This window comes from Actinoplanes sp. CA-015351, assembly GCF_050955685.1.
In the GTDB taxonomy this organism is placed as follows: Bacteria; Actinomycetota; Actinomycetes; order Mycobacteriales; family Micromonosporaceae; genus Actinoplanes.
Map to the genome: position 1 here is coordinate 1,610,573 of NZ_CP192102.1, position 23,092 is coordinate 1,633,664.

Here is a 23,092-nt window from a genome sequence, read left to right on the forward strand (position 1 = left end):
GGTCGGGTTACTCCCCTTCTGGAGCGGAAACACTCTCCCGCACGCTATCGCGCCGAGGCGGTGTTCCGAGCACTACGGCGACGGTTGTCCCGCTCGGGTGTCTCGGCGTGATCTTGAGACGACCTCGGATGCGTTCGGCACGCTCGGCCATGATGGTAAGACCGTATCTGCCATCGGGGCGCTCGTCCGCGAACCCCTTGCCATCATCGGACACTTCGATTTCCGCGTACGGCGGGTCGATCGTGCAGGTGACCCAGAGATTGGACGCGCCCGAGTGCTTGCGGGCGTTGGTGATCGCCTCCTGCGCGATGCGTAGCAGCTCGGCCTCGGTCGCGGCGGGCAGCCGGGCCGTCGACTCGTCGAAGGTGAAGTGCACGCGCAGGCCGGCACTCGTACCCAAAGTCCGTGCGTATTCCGCGATGGCCGCGGCCAGACCGCCGCTGCGATCGACTTCCGACCGTAGCTCGAAGAGGCTCAGCCGCAGCTCAGTGATCACCCGGGTGACCTCGCCGCGCAGCGTGCGCAGCTCCTCGGCGGTCTCCTCGGCGCCCTCCGGCAGGGTCGCCTGCGCGTTGTCGATGCCGTAACCGACCATGACCAGCTCCTGCGCGACCCCGTCGTGGATCTCCCGGGCCAGCCGCTGACGCTCCTCGTTCGTCGCGAGCGAGCGCACGTCGTCGAAGAGCAGGGCGGCTTCCAGCCGCAGCGCGGCCGGGCCGGTCACTTCGGTCACCCCTTGGACCACCCCTGATGGGTACGCCCCAGCGGCATCAGTCTCCAGAATGACCAACCCGATCGTCCGCACCCCGGCGACCAGCGGCACCACCAGCGACGACGCCTCACCGCCCGAGTGCGTGCGCGCCTGCGAGCGGCTGGCGGTCTGCGGCTGCTGGGTGGCCCACGCGTCCGCGATCGCCGAGTCGGCGTCGAGGGTGGTCTCCCAGTCGACCCGCTCGGCGCCGCTCTGCGCCAGCACGACCAGCCGGCCGCCGCCGCTCGCCGACAGCACGGCGGCCCGGTGACCAGGGGCGACCGCGCGCAGCTCCTCGAGCAGGTGCTCGGAGATGCCACCCGGGTCGAGCGTCGCGCCGGGCAGCGAACGAGCCACGCTGCGCAGCTGGGTGAGCAGGCGGGTGGCCTCCGCGTAAGGCTGCGGGGTGGGCTCGGGCGGCTGGAGCAGCTGGCGCATCGTCTCGGCGGCGAACGTCACGATCGCGCCGAGGACCAGCCACTGCCCGCAGGCCGCGATGTAACCCGGCTCACCGATCGAGCCGGAGACCAGGCCGCCGGCCACCATCGTCGCCGCGGCGACGCCGAGCAGCATGGGTCCCTCGGTCGAGCGACGGTGCAGCGCCGCGGTGAGCAGCGGCACCGCGAGGTAGGGCAGCACGGCTTCGGCGCCGAACCCGGCGTCGACCCGGCCGATCGTGTCGGCCGAGGACGCCACGAAACCGGCGGCCAGGCTGGTCACCACCACCTCGGCGGCCCGGCCGGCCGGCGCCCACAGAGGGTGCCGGGGCGACAGGAAGGCGGGCGCGGCGGCGATCGCGAGCAGCGCGATCCAGCCGAGCTGTCGCGGATCCTCGGTGGCGGTCAGGGTGAGGACGGCGACCAGCGCCAGCATCACGACGCGGGCGACGGCTTCGGCCGGGCGCAGACGCGCGGGACCATTTGCTGGGGCTGGCACGTGAGGGATGGTATCGGGAGGGGCCGACATCGGCCCATCCGTCGCGGCCCTCATCAGTCGTCTGTCGCACCCAGCGAGTAGCCTCCGTGCATGGCCGACACCTCGACGCAGTCGATCCAGATGCATGCGCCGCTGGCCCGTGTCGCCGCGGTGATCTGCGACTTCCCGCGTTACCCGGACTGGGCCGAGTCGATCAAACTCGCCGAGGTCGTGGAGGAGTACGAGGACGGTTACGCCGCCCAGGTCCGTTTCCAGATCGACGCCACGGTGCTCGTCGACGAGTACACCTTGGAGTACGCGTACGCCGACGATCTCTCCCGGATCGAGTGGCACCTGATCGCGCCGTCCAAGACGCAGCGCTCCCAGGACGGCTCCTACGACCTGGTGGAGAACGCGGACGGCACGACCACGGTGACGTACTCCCTGGCGGTGGATCTCGCCATCGGCATGCTCGGCATGTTCCGCCGCAAAGCAGAAAAAGTGATCATGGATACGGCGTTGAAGGAGCTCAAGCGCCGCGTCGAGAGCCTTCCGGCGGCCTGAGCCGGCACGGCGACGAGAGGAACGCAGATGGCCGGTTCAGCACGTGATGAGGCCGAGCGGCTGGTCGCGACGTTCCTCGCGAGGGCCGCGGCGGGCAGCCTTGGCGACTCGGTCTCCGGCCTGTTCGGGATGGCCGGGAACGCCGCCGGGTCGCACGCCGCCGGGTCGCACGCCGGCGGGTCGCACGCGATGGCCAACGGCAGCGCGGAGTGCTGTGTCTGCCCGCTGTGCCGGGTGATCGCGGCCCTGCGCGACCCGAGTCCGGAAACGGCCGAGCGGCTGGCCAGCAGCGCCGGCGACATCGCGACCGGGGTGGCCGGGCTGATGCGCGCGTTCTCCTCGATGGCGGGGGAGCGGCCCAAGCCGGCCCCGGCGCCGAGATCACCCGAGCACCACCAGGCAAACCCGGATGGCGTCTGGGCGGCGGCCACTCACCAGGCCCAGCCAGAGCCGGCACCTGCGCAGACAGTCACCGATGACCCGTGGGCGACGGCCACGGCGGAGAGCGCCCGGGAGGCCGCTGCCGCCGCCAAGGCGCGGGCGGCGGCCGCTGAGGAAGCCGTGGCCCGAGCCGTCGCGACGGCGAAAGCGATCCGAGAGCGGCGAGCCCAGGAGCAGGCAGCGCACGATCAGGCGGCCCAGGAGCAGGCAGCGCACGATCAGGCGGCCCAGGAGCAGGCAGCGCCAGAGCGGGAGCCGGCGCCGTTCGAGGACGTGTTCGGCGCCCCGCGGACGCGTACCCATGATGTCTGGGCCTCGGCGATCGCCCAGGCGCAGGCCGCGGCAGAGGCGGAAGCCGGCGCGCAGGCCGCGGCCATAAGCCGGGAAGCGGCCATAAGCCGGGAAGCGGCCATAACCCGGGAAGTGGCGGAGGCCGGGGCAGGTGGCTCGGGCGAGCACCGTAGCGTGGATCATGACCTGGGCGCTTCGGCGCCCGAGGACCGTGGCAGCGCCGGTCCGGGCGACGGCGCCCGGCCAGGCGACGCGGTGTGAACTTCGCAGAGGGGACGGGCAGCGTGACGCTGACCATCGGAATCGACGTCGGCGGGACCAAGGTCGCCGGTGGGGTGGTCGACGAGCAGGGCAACGTGCTCGCGTCGAACCGCCGGCCGACGCCGGCGGAGGACCCGGCCGCCACCCGGGACACGATCGTCGAGGTCGCCGCCGAGCTGGCGGCGCAGTACCCGGACGCGACCGCGATCGGCATCGGCGCCGCGGCCTGGATCGACGCCGCCGGTTCGACGGTGCTGTTCGCACCGAACCTGGCCTGGCGTGACGAGCCGCTGCGCGATTACGTGACGAAGGCGACCGGCCTGCCGACCGTCCTGGAGAACGACGCGAACGTCGCCGGCTGGGCCGAGTTCCGGTTCGGCGTCGCCAAGCACGCCGACGACTCGATGGTGATGATCACCGTGGGCACCGGCATCGGCGGAGCCATCGTGATCAACGGGAAGCTCTGGCGGGGCGCCAACGGCATCGCCGCCGAGCTGGGCCACATCCAGTCGGTCGCGGACGGGCACCCGTGCGGCTGCGGCCGGCTCGGCTGCCTGGAGCAGTACGCGGCGGGCAGCGCCCTGGTCCGGTTCGCCCGAGCCGGAGCGCGGCAGCAGCCGGAGCGCGCGAGTCAGCTCCTGGAGCTGGCCGGGGGCGACGCCCTGGCCATCACCGGCCGGCAGATCACCGAGGCCGCACAGGCCGGCGACGGTGTCGCGAAAGATGCGTTCGCCCAGGTGGGGTACTGGCTCGGGGTGGCCCTGGCCGACCTCGCGCAGAGCCTCGATCCGCAGATCATGGTGATCGGCGGCGGCGTGGTCGAGGCGGGGGACCTGCTGATGGGCCCGGCCGAGCAGACGTACCGGGACCAGCTCGCCCAGCGCAACCGGTTCCCGGTGGCCGAGGTGCGCGCCGCCGAGATGGGCAACGCCGCGGGCGTCGTCGGCGCCGCTGACCTGGCACGTCTGGCCTGACCATGACCCTGCCGAAACTGCGGGTGGTCAGCTACAACGTGCACGGGCTGCGGGATGACCGGCCGGCCCTGGCCGGGCTGATCCGCGAGCTGGACCCGGACGTGCTGGTGGTGCAGGAAGCGCCGCGCCGATTCCGCTGGCGGGACCGGTGCGCCGCGTTCGCCGCCGAGGCCGGCCTGGTGGTGGCGGCCGGCGGTCAACCGGCGCTCGGCAACCTGATCCTGGTCAGCCTGCGGGTGGCGGTTCACCGGACCTGGTGCGTGCGCTACCCGTTGACCCCGGGCCGGCACCTGCGCGGGGCGGCCTTCGCCGAGGGTTCGGTGCTGGGCGCGGCCCGGTTCGTGGTGACCGGCTCACATCTGGCGACGGATCCGGCGGAGCGGCCGGAGCAGGCCGCCGAGTGGAAATCCGAGATGTCAGATATTTCCGGGCCGTTGATCGTGACGGCCGATCTGAACGAGGGCCCCGGCGGCGGGGCGTGGCGTACGGTCGCCGACGGGCTGGTCACCTCGGAGAAGGACGTGCCCACGTTCCCGGCCACACTGCCGCAGCGGCGCATCGACGCACTCTTCGTCAGCCCGGACATCTCCATCGACCGTTACGAGATCATCGACAATGAGCGAGCACGTCGAGCGAGTGATCATTTACCGGTCGTAGCGGACCTTCTGCTCCCTTCCTCGTAAGCCTCGCTTCTGCAAGGATCGCCGGGTGCACGACACCCCCGACCCGGGCGACCGTGGCGACGCCGTCTGTGTCGTCGGCGCCGGCGCCAGCGGATTGGCCGCGATAAAGAGCCTGCGTGAGCAGGGTTTCGCGGTCGACTGCTACGAGCGCGAGACGTCCGTCGGCGGCGCCTGGAACTGGCGCCACGACCGCAGCCCGATCTATTCCGGCACCCATCTGATCTCGTCGCGGCCATTGACCGAGTTCCCCGACTTCCCGATGCCGGACACCTGGCCCGATTACCCGCACCACTCGCAGGTTCTGGAGTACCTGGAGCGGTACGCCAAACACTTCCGTCTCGATCAGGACATCTGGTTCGGCATGGAGGTGTCGTCGGCGGTGCCGGCCGGTGACGGCAAGTGGGATGTCACGATCCGGTCGACCGGGGGTGGGTCGTCCCGGGTGCAGCGGTACGCCGCGATTGTGGTGGCAAATGGGCACAATTGGGAGCCGCTCAAGCCGGCTGTCGAGGGCGAGTTCCGGGGGGAGCTGCTGCATGCCTCGGCGTACAAGGACCCGGCCCGGCTGCGTGGCCGCAAGGTCCTCGTCGTCGGCGGTGGCAACACCGGCTGTGACATCGCCGTGGAAGCGGCCCAGCAGGCCACCCGGGTCTGGCATTCCACCCGGCGCGGTTACTGGCTGGCGCCCAAATATCTCTTCGGCCGCCCGGCCGACCAGGTCAACGATCGCCTGCTCAGCTGGGGACTGCCGCTGCGGCTGCGGCAGTGGCTCTATCGCCGGACGGTGAAGCTGACCACCGGCGACCTGACCCGTTACGGCCTGGCCGAACCGGATCACCGGCCGTACGAGAGCCACCCGATCGTCAACAGCCAGCTGCCGTACTACCTCGGGCACGGCACGATCGTGCCGGTACCGGACGTGGAACGGTACGACGGCGCGAGCGTGATCCTGACCGACGGCACCACTGTCGAACCGGATCTGGTGATCACCGCGACCGGCTACCGGCCCCGATTCGACTTCCTCGCGCCCGCGTTGCTCGACACCGACGAGCACGGCCGGCCCGACCTGCACCTGCACGCCTTCGCCCGGCGGCACCCGACCCTCGCGGTGATCGGCCTGCTGCAGCCGGACTCGGGTGTGTTCCCGCTCGCGCACTGGCAGAGCGTCGCGGTGGCCCGCTGGCTGCGGCTTCGTGTCACCGACCCGGACCGCGCCGCCGCCGTGCAGCAGAAGGAGTCCACCCGGCCGGTGCAGAGCTGGTCACGCCGCCGGGTGATCCCGACCCAGCGGCACTGGTTCGAGGTTGATCACGTGGCCTACCTGAGGTCCGTTGAGGGTTTGCTGGAAGAAATGGGCGCGGTCCGGTGAAGTCCGATCTGGTGCGATTCGAGGACTGGACCGACCCGGTGCCGCCGGCCGCGCGCGAGGTCGTCTCCTGCCTGCCGGAGGACGACATCGGTCACCCGCCGCTGCTTTTCATTTCCGGACCTCGGCCTGCGGCCTCGATTTTTTCTGATCACTGGCTCGGTCACGCCGCCGGTCGCGGATTTCCTTCGTACGCGCTGAGCCCGCGCCCTGGCGGCGACCTGCGGGCCCAGGTTCACGACACGGTGCAGGTGGCCGCGTCGTTGCCCCGGCAGGCGGTGCTGATCGGGCACGGCCTGGGTGCGCTGGTGGTGGCGCGGGCGCTGGGGCGTTACCCGGCCCGCGCGGCCATGCTGACCGCCCCGGTGCTGGGCGGCTGGCCGGTGGCCCGGGCGTTCTCGCTGTTCTCCCGGCCGGCGCTGCCCGCTCCGGTGGGTGATCCGCCGGTTCTTGTCGCGGGCAGCCCGGACGATCGGGCGGTCAGCCGAAAGGCGCTGGACCGGGCGGCTGCCGGTTACGGCGGCGCCCCGCTGCTCTTCCCCGGCATGGGTCACGACCTGATGCTGGAGGAGGGCTGGGAGGAGCCGATCGACGCGATCCTGGACTGGCTGGAGAAGCAGTTACCTATGCCAGGGCACTGAGGCGGCTGGTGCCTTCTCGGCGGTGTCCGGGAGACGCTCCGCGAGCCGGCCGGTGTGATCAAGAGCGGTCAGATAGGCCCGCGCCCACGCCAGGATGTCGTGTCCCACGAGGTGCTCGCGCATCGCGGTCATCCGGGCGGTCAGATCGGCCGGCTCGGCGCTCATCGCGTGCAGCAGCGTCTCCTTGAGCCCGTCGACGTCGTGCGGGTTGACCAGGAAGGCCTGTTCCAGCTCGGCGGCTGCCCCGGCGAACTCGCTGAGCACCAGCGCGCCGCCGCCGTCCTCGCGGGCCGCCACGAACTCCTTGGCGACCAGGTTCATCCCGTCCCGCAGCGGGGTCACCACCATGACGTCCGCGGTCTGGTAGAGCGCCGCCAGCTGAGACCGGGCGAACGGCTGGTTCAGGTAATGGATGGCCGGCTCGCCGACCCGGCCGAATTCCCCGTTGATCCGGCCCACCTCGCTCTCGATCCGGTCGCGTAGGGCCTGATAGCTGTCGACCTGTTCCCGGCTGGGAACGGCCACCTGGACCATGACGGTGTCGCGTACCTTCACGTGCCCGTCCCGCAGCAGCTCGCTGTACGCGGTGAGCCGGTGCTCGATGCCCTTGGTGTAATCCAGCCGGTCAACACTGAGCAGCACCCGTTTCGGCCGGCCCAGGTCGTGACGCAGCTGCTTGGCCTGGCGCAGGACGTCGGGCCGGCTGGACAGGGCCCGCATCTCGGCCACGTCGATGGAGACCGGGAACGCGCCGGTGTGCACGGTCCGCCCGTCCACGATGATCATGTCGTCGGTGGCGTGCGCACCGAGCAGTTTCTGGGCGAGCTGAGCGACGTTGTGGGCTGCCTGCGGCCGCTGGAAACCGACCAGGTCGGCGCCGAGCATCCCGCGCAGCAGCTCGATCCGGCGGGGGAGCTGCATGTAGAGCTCGGGCGGCGGGAACGGCACGTGCATGAAAAAGCCGATCAGCAGGTCGGGGCGCAGGTCCCGGAGCATCTGCGGCACCAGTTGCAGGTGGTAGTCCTGCACCCAGACGGCGGCGCCGTGCTCGGCCACCTCGGCGGCGGCCTCGGCGAACCGGCGGTTGACGCTGCGGTACGTCTCCCACCAGCCCCGATCGAAAACCGGCTGCTGGACGGCGTCGTGGTACAGCGGCCAGAGCGTCGAGTTCGCGAACCCCTCGTAGTAACCGCGCAGCTCGGCCGCGCTCAGCGACACGGGCCGTAACCGCAGGCCACCGATGTCCGGCAACTGTGGGGCGGGGCCGACCCCGCCGGCCCAGCCGACCCAGGTGGCCGGCGTTTGCTCCAGGATCGCGTGCAGGGCGCTGGCCAGGCCGCCCGGACTTCGGCGCCATTCACAGGCGCCGTCCGGGGCGGCATTGTCATCCAGCGGCAGACGGTTGGCTACGACGACGAGCGAACTCTGGCGCATCACCGAAGGTTACTGGCTGAACACCCATGATCGTCTATGTGATCCGTTACAGCGTCGTTCTTGTCGTGGTTCCTGTCGTCTTTCCCGTCGTTTTTCCTGGCTCAGACCACGGCGCCGTCGTCGAAGTCGTCGTCATCGTCGCCGGAGCGCAGCCGCCAGACCAGCGTCACCGCGCCGCCGACGATCCCGGCGAAGCCGAGGAGTGTGACGTAGGTGCTGTCGATGAGCGGGATCAGGCGCGGGAAGAGGAAGAGCACGAAGCCGATCACCACGCTCAGCAGGCCGGCCACCGCGTATTTCGAGATCTTCGGCATCGGCGGGGGCGGCGGCGGGACGTATCGCTCGTCCTCGTCCTCGTCGTCGTCCGGGCTGTCCGGCAGGTCGGTGCCGAACGTGTCGAGTCCGTAGAGGAGGGACTGCTCCTCCGGTGGTGGATCGGTGCGTCGCCTGTTCAGCGGGCGGCCGTCCTCGCCGACCGGGCGGCCGCCGGTCTGCGGCGGCTCCTCCTTGGCCACGCTCTCGACGTCTGGCCAGGGCGTGCCGCCGGTGCCGTCGGTGGTGTGGAAGCCGGCAATGATCTTGTCCCACTCGGCGTCCACCTCGGCCTGCGGCCGGGCGTCCGTCGTCACCGGCGGAGCGGGCGGCGTGGCCGGTAGCCCGCCGGTCACCTTCTCCAGGTGCTCGCGAGCGGTGTCGAGATGTGTGCGATCCACGTAGAGCCGATCGATCGGCCGAGCCGGCAGCGTCGTGGCCCGCAGAATCGGGTTCAGATCCGCCGTCGGTTGAAGGTATGCCGCGATGCCGCCGGCCGCCAGAACATCGAGCAGATGCTCACCCACCCGCGGATCCACGTCACCCGCCACGGCGTAATCCGCCGCGTCGAGCCCGTTGTCGCGTCGCCCCCGACGGGCGCCACCCGTTGTCACCGATGCACCCCCCTTGCCGACCGTGCCTTGAATGGTGACACGGCAGGCGCCTGTTGCGGGAGTGCGTTGTGGCGCGCCGCTCCCGCTTCGTACGCTTCTCCCCGCCCCGGGACGCCGGTGGCATCCACTGAAAGGGACGTCAGTGTTCTACTGGCTACTCAAGTTGGTGATCCTCGGTCCGTTGCTGAGGCTGGTCTTCCGCCCGAAGGTGGACGGCCTTGAGAACGTGCCCCGCTCCGGTCCGGTGATCCTGGCCTGCAATCATCTCTCGTTCTCCGACTCGATCTTCACCCCGCTGATCGTCCGGCGGAAAGTGACCTTCGTCGCCAAAGCCGAATACTTCACCGGCAAGGGGATCAAGGGATGGCTCTCCCGGATGTTCTTCGTGGGCGCCGGGACCATTCCGGTGGACCGTTCGGGCGGGGAGGCCGCCCAGGCGGCGCTGGACACCCTCCTGAGAGTCCTCAAGGAGGGCAACATCGCCGGAATCTACCCGGAGGGCACCCGTTCCCCGGACGGGCGGCTCTATCGCGGTAAGACGGGGGTTGCCCGGCTCGCGCTGGAGAGTGGCGCGGTGGTCGTGCCGGTGGCCCTGCTGAACACCGACGAGATCCAGCCCACCGGCACGCTGATCCCGACGGTGAAGCGGGTCCGGATCCGGATCGGCAAGCCGCTGGACTTCTCCCGGTACGCCGAGAGCCGCGGCGACCGCTTCGTCGAACGAGCGATCACCGACGAACTCATGTACGAGCTGATGGTGCTCTCCGGCCGCGAGTACGTCGACGTCTACGCGGCCTCGCTGAAGAGCCCCGTCAATTCATCCCCGCGCGCCGCTTGAGGGCCTGCACGTCGGTCACGACGATGCGCCGGCCCTCGGTACGTAGCCAGCCCCGGTTGGCGAACGACCCGATCGCCTGGTTCACGCTCTGCCGGGAGCCGCCCGCCATCTCGGCGAGCTGGCTCTGATTGAGCTCGATGGTGATCATCGGCGCCTGGCTCTCCCCGGAGAGCCGGACCAGGGTTTTCGCCACCCGGCCAGGCAGGTCGAGGAAGACGTGATCGGCGTTCTGCTCAGTGAGGCGGCGGATCAGGCCGCCCACCGAGCGCATCACGGCGTCCAGGATCCGCGGGTTCGAGTGCACCAGGTCCATGAAGGCGGCCCGGGACAGCGAGAGCGCCTGGGAATCCTCGATCGCCTCGGCGGACGCGCTGCGCGTCGAAGCGTCCAGCAGGGACACCTCACCGAGCACGTCGGGTGGGCGCACGACGGTGAGCACGGCGCGCTCACCGGTCGGCGCGGTGCGGAAGACCGCGACCGCGCCTCGTTTCATGATGATCAGAGAGTCGCCGGGATCGTGCTCGACGAAAAGAATCTGACCCTTGCGATAGTGACGCGGAACGGCCGTGGCGATGACCCGCTGCCGTACGTCCGGCTCAAGTCCCGCGAACATTTCCACGCCGGTGAGCGCGTCGCCGGAATCCGGCAAGCGATGGTCCACGGCGCTAATCCCTCCCCCGGTGGGGACCGCGTCGACCCGGCCGGCGCCGGCCCCACGACGCGAACGATCACTCTTAGCACGAAGCGCGCCCCGAACGCCATTCCTTCGTCGGACATCGAAGCTCACTCCCGTACGATCATGTCCCTTCGGTTGCTTTCTGTAAACCTCCCATCGCCTTCTGTGATTGTCGCCCCCGCTGTCCGTCGCTTTGGCGGCTTGTGTCGAGATAATCCCGCAGTGCCGGATGATGAGCTCCTTCAATCGACATTGCGCGACCAGTGGCACCTCATTCCATCGAAGATCACCGAACAGCCGTCGGCCCTGATGTCCCGGGGCTGGGAGATCACGACGGCCTCCGGGGCGTACATCGCCCGGCTCACCGAGGCTGGAGCGCGGCAACCGATGGAGGCCGGCCTGATGGCGGCCGAGCACCTGCGCGGGCGGCGGATCGACGCGGGGGAGCCGGTACGCACACTCGCCGGGGCGCTGACCGTGGAGACCGAACAGGGCGCGTTCGCGGTTTCCCGCCGGTTGCCGGGGCGGCACCTCGACGGGCGCGATCCGATCGATCAGCAATGGTGGGGCGAGCGGCTTGGGGTCGTACACAAGGCTCTTCAAGGTTTTCGGCATCCTGGCCTGCGCCCATGGCAGTTGCCTGACCCCGACGCGGCCCATCTCGACGCGGAGCCCTGGGTTCGCGCCGCGGTCTCCACCGCGGTGTCCGCCGCGACCCGGCTGACCGTGACCGATCAGCTGACCTATGGCGTGCTGCACGGCGACCCGGCCGCTGACGCCTTCGTCCTCGATCCGGAGACCGGACGCTCCGGCCCGCTGCACTGCGGCGCCTGCGGCACCGGACCACTGGTGTACGACATAGCGGCGGCCGTCGCCCACGCGGGCGGACCCGATCACTGCGCCGAGATGCTCGACGGGTACCTGGCGGCAGGGCCGGTGCGCGCCGACGAGCTGGACGCGGCTCTGCCGGTTCTGCTGCGGCTGCGCTGGGCGATGCAGGCGGACCGGGCGGCTCGCTGGGAGTGCGCGGAGGGGCTCGGCGCCGCGAGAGAGGCCCTGGAGTCCATGCCCGGATGTTGATGGGCGAAGATAGGCGGCGATGGTGTATCGCTATTTTTACGACTGTGAATTCATCGAGGACGGTCGGATCGTCGACCTCGTCTCGATCGGTGTCGTCGACGAGTTCGGCCGCGAGTTCTACGCGGTCAGCACCGAGTTCGACGATTCTCGCGCCGTGCCCTGGGTGCGCCGCAACGTGCTCGACAAGCTGCCGTCCCCGTCCGACAAGGCGTGGCGCAGCCGGGAGCGGATCCGTGCGGACCTCTACGAGTTCCTGATCGAGCCGATCAAGGGCCGCTCCGAGCAGATGGAGCTCTGGGCCTGGTACGCGGCCTACGACCATGTCGCGCTCGCTCAGCTGTGGGGTGCCATGCCGGCGCTGCCCCGGGAGATCCCGCGGTTCACCAAGGATCTGCGCCAGCGGTGGGACGATCTCGGTCGCCCGAAGCTGCCGGAGATGGCCGGGCGGCATGACGCACTTGTCGACGCCAAGCACAACCTGGCGCGCTGGCAGGTACTCGCCAGCACCCCTCAGCCGCTTTAGCGGCTTTTTGGCGGCTTCAGCGGCTTCAGCGGCTTCAGCGGCTTTTCAGTGGGGGGACGCACTCCTTCATCACGGCCTGGACGTCGTCCTCGGTCAGTTGTGGGCCGAGGTCGCCGTTGTCCGGCCGGGCGCGCAACCCGTCCACGATCAGTTGCAGGTATCGCTCGTAGAGCTCGGGCCGGCAGGCCGCGCTGTTCTGCGCCAGGTCGGTGATCATCGCCAGGATGATCGGGAAGTCGTGCATGCCGGCGTCCGCCCGCAGCGTGCCCTCGACGTGCGCCCGGTCGATGATCTGCTGAAGCAGCGGCACCATGAGTTCGCCGATCCGCGCGAAATGGTGCTGGTCCATGGTCAGCGCGGCGTCGCGCAGGCCGCGGTCACCGGCGTGCATCCGGGTCGCCCGGCGCAGGAAATCCACCAGGCCGTCCCACGCGCTCGGCGCGGCGAGCGCCTCCTCGGCGAGCGTGATCATGTCTTCCAGCCGGTCGGTGAAGACCGCCTCGACCAGTGACTCCTTGGTGGGGAAGCGGCGGTAGACGGTGCCGACCCCGACGCCCGCGTGATGGGCCACGTCGTCGAGCGTGGCGGCGAAGCCTCGGGTCGCGAAAACCTCGTGCGCGGCCTCGATGATTCGCTCCCGATTGCGCTGAGCATCCCGCCGCAGCGGCCGGACCTGCGTCTCCGTCATGTGTCGAAGCCTACAACTAAGTGGAGGTAATCCCTCAGCTTCTGCTGCTAGCCTCCGAAACGGAGGATGTTCCTCAACTTCCTGGAAGGCAGCGATGAGCACGCTTACTGATCGACCACGTCCCGCCGGACGTGAGGAGCAGGCGTCGAACGGGCGCTGGTGGGCCCTCGTCGTCCTGGCACTGGCACAGCTCATGGTGGTGCTGGACGCCACGATCGTGAACATCGCATTGCCCACCGCCCAGGCCGACCTTGGTTTTGACGACGCCGGCCGGCAGTGGGTCGTCACCGGTTACGCCCTGGCCTTCGGCAGCCTGCTGCTGCTCGGCGGCCGGCTCTCCGACTTCTTCGGCCGCAAGCGGATGTTCGTCATCGGCCTGATCGGCTTCGCGCTCGCCTCCGCCCTCGGTGGCGCGGCGCAGAACCTCGAAGTGCTGATCTTCGCCCGTGCGCTCCAGGGCGCCTTCGGCGCCGCGCTGGCCCCGGCCGCGCTGTCGCTTCTCTCCACGACGTTCACCGAGCCCGCCGAGCGCGGCAAGGCGTTCGGCATCTTCGGTGCCATCTCCGGCGCCGGTGGCGGCATGGGCCTGCTGCTCGGCGGCGTGCTCACCGAGTACGTCTCCTGGCGCTGGTGCCTGTACGTCAACCTGGTGATCGCCGCGATCGCCGTGGCCGGCGCCTTCCTGAAGCTCAAGGACGAGCCGGTCAAGGCCGAAGGCAAGATCGACGTCCCGGGTGCGGTCGCCGCGATCGCCGGTCTGGTCGCCCTGGTCTACGGCCTGGCGAACGCCGAGACCGACGGCTGGACCGACGCCATGACCCTCGGCCCGATCGTGGCCGGCCTGGTCATCCTCGGCATCTTCGTGGCGATCGAACGCCGCGTCGAGCACCCGCTGCTCCCGATGCGCGTCGTCCTCGACCGCAACCGCGGCGGTTCGTACGCCTCGATCGCGATCGCCGGCGCCGGCATGTTCGGCATCTTCCTGTTCCTCACCTACTACCTGACCGCGATCCTTGCGTTCACGCCGATCCAGACGGGCCTCGCGTTCCTGCCGATGCTCGGCTCGGTCATGCTGACCGCGACCACGGCCGGCACGATCCTCACCCCGAAGATCGGTCCGCGTCCGCTGGTGCCGGTCGGTGCGCTGATCGCCGCGTTCGGCATGCTCTTCCTGACCCAGCTCGAACTGGACTCGACGTACGTCTCCGGCGTGCTGCCGGGACTGATCATTGTCGGTCTCGGCCTCGGTCTGGTCTTCGCGCCGACGCAGAACGCCGCGACCTCCGGCGTCACCCACTCCGACGCCGGTGTGGCCTCCGCGATGATCAACACGGTGCAGCAGATCGGTGGTTCCATCGGCACCGCGCTGCTCAGCTCGTTCGCCGCTTCCGCGGCCAGCGACTACATGGCCGGCAAGACGCCGACCGCGCAGCTCGCCGCCGAGGCTCAGCTGCAGAGTTACCACACGGTGTTCTGGTGGTCGGCAGGATTCTTCCTGCTGGCGGCCGTGGTGGCGGCGGTGCTCTTCCGCACCGGCCCGCTCGACGTCGACCCGGACGCCCCGCCCGCGATGGCGCACTGAGGTTCGTTACCACTGACTACTAACAGCGTGTGGATTTCGGGCTGACCCGAAATCCACACGCTGTTTTGCTTTCTATTTTTCTTGCTTTCTGTTTTCTGCTTTTCTGTTTTCTGCTTTTCTGTACGGATTCGTCCCGGCCGGCCAGTCGGTTGTGAGCCGCTTTCCGCCAGCCGGAGCAGGCAGTCGGAGCAGGGAGTCGGACCAGGCAGTCGGAGCAGGGCTTACCGTCCAAGCTCAGCCGGGCGCCTGCCAGTGTGTTGACTTAGGGTGCGCTCCGCGCCCAGCGTCGACACACACGCGGCGAATTCCCCACCCGTGTGTTGATTTTGGGTGCGCTCCGCGCCCAACGTCGACACACACGCGGCGAATTCCGTGCCCGTGTTGACTTGAGGTTTGGCTGCGGAGGGTGACGCGCTGTCATGGCTAGGCGGGCCGGTAGTCGATGTATGGAGCATGGTGGGGCCTCCAGGCTCTGCCATTCTCCAAGATCGGCACGTGGTGCCCGCGGGCATCACGCAGAGCGACGAACCAGCCCCCAGCGAACCGTGCATCGCCGCGTCCCGCCGTGCACCGCCGCGTCCCGCCGTGCACCGCCGCGTCCCGCCGTGCACCGCCGCGTCCCGCCGTGCACCGCGGGGCCGGCTCCGTCGCTGCCCCCGAAGCGTGTTGATTTAGGGTGCGATTCAAACCTCTTGAGTTTCGCCATCTTGGTGATCTAGGCGGTGGCTTGTTCCCAGGCCAGACAGACGTCGTGGATTTGTTGGGGTGTTGGCTGGCCACGGTTGTGTCCAAGAATCCTGGCGGCGATCATCACGCGGCGTAGCTGGACGATCATGTCGAGGTAGGCGGGCCGGGTTTTGGTGCGGTACCAGGGTGCTTCGGCGCGGCGGGCGGTGACGGTGTCGGTGCCGTGTAGGTGGTACCAGACGATGATCAGGCTTTGGGTGATCAGGCCGAGCGGGACAGTGCGGTCGATCGCGGTGCGGGTGCGGTTGCGGGCTTCGCCGACGCCGGTGAGCTGTTTGGCGTCGGCGAACGCGACTTCGATGCTCCACCGAGCGGCGTAGCGGCTGATGATCCGTTCGGCGCTGGTGTGTAGGTCGGTGGTGAACACGGCGATGCCGTAGCCGCTGGTCATGGCGTGGTCGCGGAGCAGGATGACCCGGATGGCGCGGGAGCGGTAAACGCCGTACCACAGGCAGACGGTGTCGGCGAGGGTGACCGTGTCGGTGCGTCCGTAGCGGGCCACGGTGGCCTCGCGCCAATGGGTGTCGGGGTGGGTGGCCAGCTGTGTCGGGGTGCCGATGCGCTCGCCGATGCGTTTCGGGCGCCCGCTGCGTCCGGGGACCGGGGTGGCGATCCAGTGCAGTGCGGTGTTGGCGCGTAGCCGGGAGGTCAGGGTGACATCGTCGGGCAGGCCACGGTGCTTGGCCGCGCCGAGGGTCGCGCCGGACGCGCCGTCGGCGCCGGCGTACCAGCAGTCGGCGACCACGTCGAGGTGCCGGCCGGGACACGCCTGGGCGATCATCGTGACCAGGCGGCCGGCCAGGGCCTGTTTCGACTGCTCGGCCGCTGTCGAGCCGGGGGTGTGCAGCCAGAGGGCGAACGCGATGGGCAGGCAGACCGGCCGATCCAGTAGCGGCAGCTCCAGCACGATTCCGGCGACGACCCAGCAGTGTCCCCACCGCTGCCGGCTGTCTTTGGCGCCCTTGGTCTTGGTCGCGGCGTCGTGATGCCAGCCCGCCCCGGCCACCCGGCGACCCGAACGGGTGAACAAGGTGTCATCGACCGCGATCAGCAGCTCGGCCTGCGGCGGCACGAGTAACCGCACGACCAGCGTCAGCAACACCATCGACACCTGATCCACCGACCACACCGCCCGGGAGAAGAAGCGGTGTGCTCTGCAGTGATGCCAGGCCTGGGACAGGCCCGCACCGATCAGCATCCCGGTCACCGTCCGCCGCTGGGGCCGGGCGACCATCCCGGACACCAGCATCGTGAACGTGGCAAACGTCGGCGCAGTGAAGCACGCCCGGAAGTGGCACAGCAACCAGAACCAGGAGCCGGGTAACGTCGTAATCGGGAGCATCAACGAACAGCCTTTTTAGCGGAGGGCACGTTCGTTGATGCTCCTTCCTGTCGATCCGCCTACCGCCCGCCCCGGCGGACACCCTGTCCGCCGCCACCCGAACGATCCCCAAAATGGCGAAAGTCGAGAAACCTCAAGTCAACACGGGCGGGCAATTCGCCGCGTGCGTGTGGACATTGGGTGCGGATTGCACCCTAAATCAACACACTGGCCGCGGTTGTGGGGTCGCTTCGGCAGTGCCGGGTGAAACAACGGGCTGGGTGTTGGGCGCGGCGGTAGTACTTGTGAGTTTCGGGTCGTTTCGATGGCGCAACCGCACACCGTCGTCTCCTCAAGCGAATTGGACAGCAGGGGCAACGGCGGCAGTCAGCCAAGTGGATCTTGCGGTGCGGCCGCCGGGTCCGGCTCCGCCCCGCCCCGCCCGGGCCGCCCCGGCCCGCCCGGCTCCGCTCCGCCCCGGCCCGCCCGGCCCGCCCGGCCCGCCCCGCCCCGGCCCGGCCCGCCCCGGCCCGGCCCGGCCCGCCCCGGCCCGGCCCGGCCCGCCCCGGCCCGGCCCGGCCCGGACGTCGGCCTCTGCCTTCGTCACTCCGGCTCGGTTTGGGTTGGGTTGGGTTGGAGGGCGGTGGTTTGGGTGGGTGTGCGGAAGCCCCGGCCGGGGCCGGGGCTTCGGGGCTGGCTGGGGTCAGATCTTCAGGCCGTGTCCGTACGGGTAGAGGGGTGCGGCTGTGTCGTTCGGGACGTCTTCGCGGGATGCCTCGACGGCTGCCATTGAGGACGGGAGTTCGAAGGGCAGCGTCCCGCTTGACCGGACCCGGCCGAACAGCACGTCCAGCAGGGCCTCGTCGCTCGAGCCGAAGCTGCCGATCAGCGCCGCCGCGGTGCCGGCCAGCGGGGTGAGCACGGCCGGCCGGTCCAGCAGGATGTCGACCACTGTCGGTACCGATGCTGCCAGCTCCTGGATCGGCGCCAGCTCGGATTCGGTCCACTCCAACCGACCGGCGTGGAAGAACGCCTCGAAACCGCCGCCACGGGGCTCGAACGGCGCGGCCCGCCGGACGATCGCCACATCGGCGAGCGCCGGGTCGCTGACAACCTTGGCGTAGGACGCCGCCACCGCCGGGTCGACGCCATCCAGATAGACAGCGATCCCCTCCGAAAGCGGAAGCACCGGCGCGTCGGCCGAAGCGGACGCCTGCCCCGGCGCGCCTGCCGAAGCGGACGCGAGCCCCGCCCCAGCTGGGCGGTCGGTGAGGACCACGATCGCGCGGCGCTGGGCCTCCAGCCCGGCTGCCCGGAACGACGACTGGCCCGCGATCCGGCCGGCCTCGGCGGGGTCCACGTACCGGCGGTCGTCGAACAGGCCCATCCGGAACTTGTCGCGCAGGATTCGGCGTACCGAAGTGTTGATGCGCTCCTCGCTGATCCGGCCCTGTTCGACAAGGTCGACGATCAGCTCGGGGCACTGCTCGCCGCCGAGTTGATCAGCGCCGGCATTGATAATCATCTCAACGCGCGACAGCCGGTCCAGGTGCTCGACACCCCAGGCGCGGGCCGGCATCGGCGTACCCATGATCTCGGCGTCGGTGACCAGGCCCCAGTCGGTGCAGATCACGCCGTCGAAGCCGTATCGGCCGCGCAGCAGACCCTCCAGGATCCCCTTGTTGAAGCCGAACCCGACCTCTTCGAAAGAGGTGTCGACGGGCATTCCGTAGTACGGCATCACCTGTGCGGCGCCGGCCTTGAACGCGGCTTCGAACGGCTTGAGGTGGTAATCCCACATGCCGCCCGGGTAAACCTGCTCCCGGCCGTAGGCGAAGTGCGCGTCCTCGCCGTTCATCTGCGGCCCGGCGCCCGGGAAGTGCTTCACCATCGCCGCCACCGAGTCCGGGCCGAGCGCCGGGCCCTGCAAACCCTGGATGTAAGCGACCAGCAGCGACGCCACCATGTCGGCGTCCGACCCGAGCGTGCCGCTGGTACGCGCCCACCGCGGCTCGCTCGCGAGGTCGGCCATCGGATGCAGAGCCACCCGGATGCCGGCGGCCACGTACTCCTGCCGGGCGATGTCGGCGAATTCGCGTACCAAGGCTGGGTCTTTGGTGGCACCCAGGCCGATCGGTTCCGGCCAGGCTGAGAAACCGCCTGCAGCGGCGGAAGCCGCGGGGTTGTCGATGACGCCATGGCGAGGGTCGGTGGAGACGGTGACCGGAATGCCGTGGCCGGTCTTCTCCGCCAGTTCCTGAATGCGGTTGTGCCACTCGGCGATCTTCCGGGGCGGGACCGGGGCCATCGTCAGGATGTTCACGTGATTGATCAGCTTGCCGGCGATCAGGTCGGTCGCGGAGGCGAACATGCCGTCGCCCTCGTGCAGCGTGCCGTCCGGGTTGACCGCGATCATCGTGTGGAACATCAGTCCGGCTTTTTCCGCGAGGGTGAGGCGGGAAAGCAGGTCGGTAACCCGGTCTTCGATGGTGCTCATGACAACCTCCGAGAGATTTTCAGCGTGCGCCGCGGACCATGCGGACCAGGACGGAGCCGACGACGGCCACCACCGCTCCGCTCAGGAACAGGGCGCTGTAGTTCGAGCCACCACCGATCGCGAGGATCGGCGCGGCCAGGATCGGGACGAGCGACTGCGGCAGGGCGTTCGCGATGTTCATGACGCCCATGTCCTTCGCGGCGTCGTCCGGGTTCGGCAGGACGTCGGTGGCGAGTGCCAGGTCGACAGCGAGGTAGACACCCTCGCCGACCCCGAAGATCGCGCAGGCCACCAGGAAGACGCTGAAGCTGCTGCTCAGTGCGATGATCACCAGCGACGCGGCGATCACCATGCCGGCGCCGAGGACGAACGGCTTACGCATGCCGGTGCGGTCCGAGAGGATGCCGCCGAAGGTCGAGCCGGCGACCAGGCCGACGGTGGTGATCAGGGTGGCGACCAGGATGCCGTTCGCGACGTTGTCGGTGGTGTACCCGAAGCGGTCGATCAGCAGGTAGGACTGGTACGTGGTGACGCAGGCCAGACCCATCCAGATGAGGAACCGGCTGACGATGTTCCACGCGAAGTCGGGGTGCCGGCGCGGGTGGATGTAAAAGGTGCGCAGGAACTCGCTGAACCGGTACGGAGCGAAGTGGCCCTTCTCGGCCGGACGGTCCTTGAGGATCACCACGAGCAGCGCCACGGTCGCCACACCGATCGCGGCCGGGACCATGAACATCAGCACGGCGTTGCCGGACAGTGCCGCCGCGAGCGCGCTGCCGACCAGGATCGCGACCGAGGTCATCAGGCCGAGGATGCCGCTGACCTTGCCGCGCTGCTGGGACGGGATCTGGTCGGACAGCAGGACGGTGAGCGTGGAGAGCGTGGCGTTCACGCCGAGCTGTGCGATCGCCCATCCGACGGTGAGCGCCAGGACGCTGCCGCCGAGGGCCACGATCAGCAGACCGGCGAAGCCGAGCAGCATGCCGCCGATCAGCCACGGGCGGCGGCGCCCGAACCGGGAGGTCGTGCGGTCCGACATGGCGCCGAAGAACGGGTTGCCGATCAGCGCGAGCACGGCACCGACGCTCAGGACGGTACCGAGGGCGGAGGCCTTGCTGTCCGGGGCGATCTGCGCGACCCGGATCGCCATCGTGACGACGACCGGGGTGAGGATCGTGAGGTACGCGCCGAGCTGAGCGAGGGCCATCGCCACGATCAGCCTGGTCGGTGCGTCCGGTGCGGGGGAAGCCGGCTGCTGAACCGCTGCCGGACGGGACTGAATCGTGGTCATCGCACACCTCGCGGGGGCTTTTTGTTAACAGCTTGTTTTCTGAAGGTATCGACTTGATTTGCGGTAAACCAGAGGCTGGAAGGCCTGGTCAGAGCCATGATTCGCCTGTGTCTCTGCTTTTTGCGCCGGCGTTATGCCGCTTTTGTAGCCCTGTGGGTGTGACGCCGGTCCCACCCTTGGCCGGATTTTGTCCAGTCTCGGCAAAAGGCCTAGGTTCGAACCCATGAGTGGGCGCCGGGTCCATCTGGTCCGCCGCGATCTGATCTTCGCGGCAGTCCGTGAGGCAGGCCGGATCAGTCGCGCCGATCTCGTGCGCCGCACCGGCATGGCCCGGATGACCGTCAACGGGCTCGTCGCCGAACTCCTGACCGCCGGTGTCCTCGCCGAACAAGCCGCTGCCCACTCCGGCACGCGAGCCGGTCGCCCCGCGCGGTCCCTCACCCTCGGGCCCGCCGCCGGCGGCGTCGTGGGCGCGCTCATCGGAGCGGATGGGGTACGCGTAGCCGAGGCCGATCTGGCCGGCAACATCCTGCATGAACGGCACCACGACATCGACACCTCCGACCCTTCCACCGCCCTGGACGCCATTGCCGAGGTGATCACCGGAACCGGCCGGATCTGGTCGACAGTTGCCGGGTTCTCCGCACCGATCAGCGGCGGCGTCATCCAGAGCAGCAGCGTCCTGCCCGGCTGGGCCGGTACCTCACCCGCCGCCGAGCTGGGTCGCCGTCTCGGCCACCGTGTGATCGTCCGCAACGACGCCGATCTGAGCCTCCTCGGCGAGGTCGGGTACGGCGTGGCCGCCGGTCACCAGGACGTCTGTTACCTGCGGGTCGCCACCGGCATCGGGTGCGGCCTTCTCCTCGGCGGAACGGTGCACCACGGCGCCACCGGGGTGGCCGGGGAGATCGGGCACGTCCAGGTCGACGAGACCGGGGCGCTCTGCCAATGCGGCAACCGGGGATGTCTGGAGACCATCGCGTCACCGCGGCAGATCCTGGCCGCGCTGTCGGCCAGTTACGGGTCGCCGGTGACCGCGTCGCAGGCCGTCGAGCTCGCCCGGACCGACGCCACCGCCGAGCGGATCCTGGCCGACGCCGGACGCATGATCGGCCGGGTGGTCGCGGCACTCGCCAACGGCATCAACCCGTCGCTCGTCGTCCTGGACGGGCCGCTGATCACGCCGGACGGGCCGATCCTGGCGGGCGTCGCCGAGTCACTGCATCGGTACGCGCAGCCGGAAGTGGTGGAGAGCACCGCGGTCCGGGTCAGTGCGCTCGGTGGGCGGGCCGCGTTGCTGGGAGCGGTCGGCGCCGCGTTGCGGGTCACGCCGGCGGCGCGGGGGGAGCGGGCGTTCCTGCCGGTGCCGGCGGCCTCCGCGGACACCCCCGCGGTTCCTTCTCCCGGGCGCCGGGAGCGGCTCGTCCGGCGCGACATGATCCTTGACGCGCTGCGCGGGCAGGGGCCGACCGCGCGCAGCGACCTCGTGAAGATCACCCGGTTGCCCCGGGCCGCCGTCGTGGAACTCCTCGCCGAACTCCGGCACGAGGGCCTGGTCGAACTCTGTGCTCCGGCGGAAGCCCGGGCCGGCCGGCCGTCGCCACATTTCCGGCTCACGGTCGGGTCCGGCCGGTTGATCGGCATCGCGCTGGCCGTACCCGGGATCCGTGCCGTGGTCGCGGACGGCGCCGGTCGGATCGAAGAGACCGTGACGGTGCCGTTCCCGATGTCCAACGACTCGCACCCGATGCTGCGGGCGGCTGGTGATCTCGCCCGGGAGCTGCTCGACCGGCACGGCCCGGAAGCGCGGATCGCGGTGAGTGTTCCGGCGCCCGTACACCCGGGTACCGGACGCTTCGGCATCCGCAGCGTCCTGCCGATGTTCTCCGGTTTCGCACCCGCCGAAGAGATCGCCGCAGCCGTCGGCCGTCCGGTCCGGGTCGAGAACAACGCCCAGCTCGCGGCCCTGGCCGAGATGCGCCGGGGCGCCGCCCGGGGCGCGCGGGACGTGCTCTACCTGAAGGCCGACCAGCACACCGGCGCCGGCATCGTGGCAGGCGGGCGCATGCACCGGGGCGCGATCGGATATGCCGGGGAGGTCGGCCATCTGAACGTGCGGGAGATCGGCCCGTTCTGCATCTGTGGGAGCCGGGGATGTCTGTCCGCGTTCCTGGCGCCGGCGTACTTCGGCGCCCTGATCGAGCCCCGCCCGGCCGCTTTCTCGCCCGTCGCGCCCGGTTCGCCGGCCCCGCCCGGTTCGCCGGCCCCGCCCGGTTCGCCAGTCTCCCGGGCGTCGACCGAGGGCGAGGATCGGCTGCTCACCCTGGCGGCCGAGGGAAATCGTCCGGCTCAGCGGGCGCTGCTCGACGCGGGGCGGCTGATCGGGCGTACCGTCGCGCCGCTCTGCGACGTCCTCAACCCGGCGGTGGTCGTGGTGGGCGGGCGTTTCGTGGAGGCGGGCGGCTTCGTGGTCGAGGGGATCCGCGAGGCGCTGCTCCGGCACAGCGCACCCAGCGCCGCCGCGGGCCTGAGCGTCGTCCGAGCCGAGCTGGGCTTCGACGCCGAGGCCTTGGGCGCGGTGGAACTACTCCTCTGAGGGTAT

General features: G+C 69.9%; 19 protein-coding genes. 11 read left to right on the plus strand and 8 right to left on the minus strand.

Annotated features, from left to right (window positions below; genetic code table 11):
- Positions 1-7: 7 nt before the first annotated feature.
- Complete coding sequence (locus tag ACQP2E_RS07445) at positions 8-1,687, minus strand: GAF domain-containing sensor histidine kinase (RefSeq protein WP_433829193.1); 1,680 nt, start codon at positions 1,685-1,687, stop codon at positions 8-10.
- 90 nt (positions 1,688-1,777) lie between these two features.
- Between ACQP2E_RS07445 and ACQP2E_RS07450 the strand changes: the two genes are divergently transcribed.
- Genes ACQP2E_RS07450 through ACQP2E_RS07475 form a run of 6 tightly spaced genes read left to right on the plus strand, consistent with a single transcriptional unit; the run spans position 1,778 to position 6,887 of the window.
- Complete coding sequence (locus ACQP2E_RS07450; protein WP_433829195.1) at positions 1,778-2,230, plus strand: SRPBCC family protein; 453 nt, start codon at positions 1,778-1,780, stop codon at positions 2,228-2,230.
- Between the two features lie 27 nt (positions 2,231-2,257).
- Positions 2,258-3,223 (plus strand): hypothetical protein, encoded by a 966-nt coding sequence (locus ACQP2E_RS07455; RefSeq protein WP_433829197.1) that lies wholly within the window; start codon positions 2,258-2,260, stop codon positions 3,221-3,223.
- 23 nt (positions 3,224-3,246) lie between these two features.
- A complete protein-coding gene (locus tag ACQP2E_RS07460; protein ID WP_433829199.1) occupies positions 3,247-4,197 on the plus strand; it encodes an ROK family glucokinase in 951 nt (316 codons plus the stop codon).
- Positions 4,198-4,199: 2 nt separating this feature from the next.
- Entirely contained in the window at positions 4,200-4,880 is a 681-nt protein-coding gene (locus tag ACQP2E_RS07465; RefSeq protein ID WP_433829201.1) for an endonuclease/exonuclease/phosphatase family protein, read from the plus strand.
- 25 nt (positions 4,881-4,905) lie between these two features.
- On the plus strand, positions 4,906-6,249 hold the full coding sequence (locus ACQP2E_RS07470; protein ID WP_433829203.1) for a flavin-containing monooxygenase: 1,344 nt from the start codon (positions 4,906-4,908) through the stop codon (positions 6,247-6,249).
- Positions 6,246-6,887, plus strand: a complete 642-nt coding sequence (locus ACQP2E_RS07475) for an alpha/beta hydrolase (protein ID WP_433829205.1) — start codon at positions 6,246-6,248, stop codon at positions 6,885-6,887. The genes ACQP2E_RS07470 and ACQP2E_RS07475 overlap by 4 nt, the downstream gene beginning before the upstream one ends.
- Here the strand turns inward: ACQP2E_RS07475 and ACQP2E_RS07480 are convergent.
- Together ACQP2E_RS07480 and ACQP2E_RS07485 are read right to left on the minus strand one after the other, a co-directional pair.
- A complete protein-coding gene (locus ACQP2E_RS07480; RefSeq protein WP_433829207.1) occupies positions 6,867-8,321 on the minus strand; it encodes an alpha,alpha-trehalose-phosphate synthase (UDP-forming) in 1,455 nt (484 codons plus the stop codon). The two genes, ACQP2E_RS07475 and ACQP2E_RS07480, sit on opposite strands and share 21 nt — an antisense overlap.
- Before the next feature lie 101 nt (positions 8,322-8,422).
- Positions 8,423-9,247, minus strand: a complete 825-nt coding sequence (locus tag ACQP2E_RS07485; protein ID WP_433829209.1) for a DUF308 domain-containing protein — start codon at positions 9,245-9,247, stop codon at positions 8,423-8,425.
- 142 nt (positions 9,248-9,389) lie between these two features.
- On the opposite strand from ACQP2E_RS07485, the gene ACQP2E_RS07490 reads away from it, so the two are divergent.
- On the plus strand, positions 9,390-10,085 hold the full coding sequence (locus tag ACQP2E_RS07490; RefSeq protein WP_433829211.1) for a lysophospholipid acyltransferase family protein: 696 nt from the start codon (positions 9,390-9,392) through the stop codon (positions 10,083-10,085).
- Here ACQP2E_RS07490 and ACQP2E_RS07495 read toward each other — a convergent pair.
- Positions 10,060-10,746: a Crp/Fnr family transcriptional regulator gene (locus ACQP2E_RS07495; RefSeq protein ID WP_014441566.1), complete on the minus strand. Its 687-nt coding sequence runs from the start codon at positions 10,744-10,746 to the stop codon at positions 10,060-10,062. The genes ACQP2E_RS07490 and ACQP2E_RS07495 overlap by 26 nt on opposite strands.
- A 237-nt stretch (positions 10,747-10,983) precedes the next feature.
- Here ACQP2E_RS07495 and ACQP2E_RS07500 point away from each other — a divergent pair, with 237 nt between their 5' ends.
- Together ACQP2E_RS07500 and ACQP2E_RS07505 are read left to right on the plus strand one after the other, a co-directional pair.
- Positions 10,984-11,841: a phosphotransferase enzyme family protein gene (locus ACQP2E_RS07500; RefSeq protein ID WP_433829214.1), complete on the plus strand. Its 858-nt coding sequence runs from the start codon at positions 10,984-10,986 to the stop codon at positions 11,839-11,841.
- Positions 11,842-11,860: 19 nt separating this feature from the next.
- Entirely contained in the window at positions 11,861-12,364 is a 504-nt protein-coding gene (locus ACQP2E_RS07505) for a polyadenylate-specific 3'-exoribonuclease AS (RefSeq protein WP_433829216.1), read from the plus strand.
- Between the two features lie 34 nt (positions 12,365-12,398).
- Here the strand turns inward: ACQP2E_RS07505 and ACQP2E_RS07510 are convergent, their stop codons facing one another.
- Positions 12,399-13,052 carry a TetR/AcrR family transcriptional regulator gene (locus ACQP2E_RS07510; RefSeq protein WP_433829218.1) on the minus strand — a complete coding sequence of 218 codons (654 nt, stop codon included), beginning with the start codon at positions 13,050-13,052 and terminating at the stop codon, positions 12,399-12,401.
- A 94-nt stretch (positions 13,053-13,146) separates the two neighbouring features.
- On the opposite strand from ACQP2E_RS07510, the gene ACQP2E_RS07515 reads away from it, so the two are divergent.
- Positions 13,147-14,634 (plus strand): DHA2 family efflux MFS transporter permease subunit, encoded by a 1,488-nt coding sequence (locus ACQP2E_RS07515; protein WP_433829220.1) that lies wholly within the window; start codon positions 13,147-13,149, stop codon positions 14,632-14,634.
- A gap of 715 nt (positions 14,635-15,349) precedes the next feature.
- Here ACQP2E_RS07515 and ACQP2E_RS07520 read toward each other — a convergent pair.
- From ACQP2E_RS07520 to ACQP2E_RS07530, 3 genes are all read right to left on the minus strand, one after another.
- Positions 15,350-16,723 (minus strand): IS701 family transposase, encoded by a 1,374-nt coding sequence (locus ACQP2E_RS07520; RefSeq protein WP_433824481.1) that lies wholly within the window; start codon positions 16,721-16,723, stop codon positions 15,350-15,352.
- A gap of 682 nt (positions 16,724-17,405) precedes the next feature.
- Entirely contained in the window at positions 17,406-19,199 is a 1,794-nt protein-coding gene (locus ACQP2E_RS07525) for a glycoside hydrolase family 3 protein (protein ID WP_433829222.1), read from the minus strand.
- A 19-nt stretch (positions 19,200-19,218) separates the two neighbouring features.
- Positions 19,219-20,490 (minus strand): MFS transporter, encoded by a 1,272-nt coding sequence (locus tag ACQP2E_RS07530; protein WP_433829224.1) that lies wholly within the window; start codon positions 20,488-20,490, stop codon positions 19,219-19,221.
- 223 nt (positions 20,491-20,713) lie between these two features.
- Here ACQP2E_RS07530 and ACQP2E_RS07535 point away from each other — a divergent pair, with 223 nt between their 5' ends.
- Positions 20,714-23,086 carry an ROK family protein gene (locus ACQP2E_RS07535; RefSeq protein ID WP_433829226.1) on the plus strand — a complete coding sequence of 791 codons (2,373 nt, stop codon included), beginning with the start codon at positions 20,714-20,716 and terminating at the stop codon, positions 23,084-23,086.
- The last annotated feature ends 6 nt before the right edge of the window (positions 23,087-23,092 follow it).

Bases quoted from the DNA above. Each gene is read 5' to 3' on its own strand.
- ACQP2E_RS07450 (WP_433829195.1), top strand. From the start codon at position 1,778: ATGGCCGACACCTCGACGCAGTCGATCCAGATGCATGCGCCGCTGGCC.
- ACQP2E_RS07455 (WP_433829197.1), top strand. From the start codon at position 2,258: ATGGCCGGTTCAGCACGTGATGAGGCCGAGCGGCTGGTCGCGACGTTC.
- ACQP2E_RS07465 (WP_433829201.1), top strand. From the start codon at position 4,200: ATGACCCTGCCGAAACTGCGGGTGGTCAGCTACAACGTGCACGGGCTG.
- ACQP2E_RS07480 (WP_433829207.1), bottom strand. From the start codon at position 8,321: ATGCGCCAGAGTTCGCTCGTCGTCGTAGCCAACCGTCTGCCGCTGGAT.
- ACQP2E_RS07505 (WP_433829216.1), top strand. From the start codon at position 11,861: ATGGTGTATCGCTATTTTTACGACTGTGAATTCATCGAGGACGGTCGG.
- ACQP2E_RS07510 (WP_433829218.1), bottom strand. From the start codon at position 13,052: ATGACGGAGACGCAGGTCCGGCCGCTGCGGCGGGATGCTCAGCGCAAT.
- ACQP2E_RS07515 (WP_433829220.1), top strand. From the start codon at position 13,147: ATGAGCACGCTTACTGATCGACCACGTCCCGCCGGACGTGAGGAGCAG.
- ACQP2E_RS07520 (WP_433824481.1), bottom strand. From the start codon at position 16,723: ATGCTCCCGATTACGACGTTACCCGGCTCCTGGTTCTGGTTGCTGTGC.
- ACQP2E_RS07525 (WP_433829222.1), bottom strand. From the start codon at position 19,199: ATGAGCACCATCGAAGACCGGGTTACCGACCTGCTTTCCCGCCTCACC.
- ACQP2E_RS07530 (WP_433829224.1), bottom strand. From the start codon at position 20,490: ATGACCACGATTCAGTCCCGTCCGGCAGCGGTTCAGCAGCCGGCTTCC.
- ACQP2E_RS07535 (WP_433829226.1), top strand. From the start codon at position 20,714: ATGAGTGGGCGCCGGGTCCATCTGGTCCGCCGCGATCTGATCTTCGCG.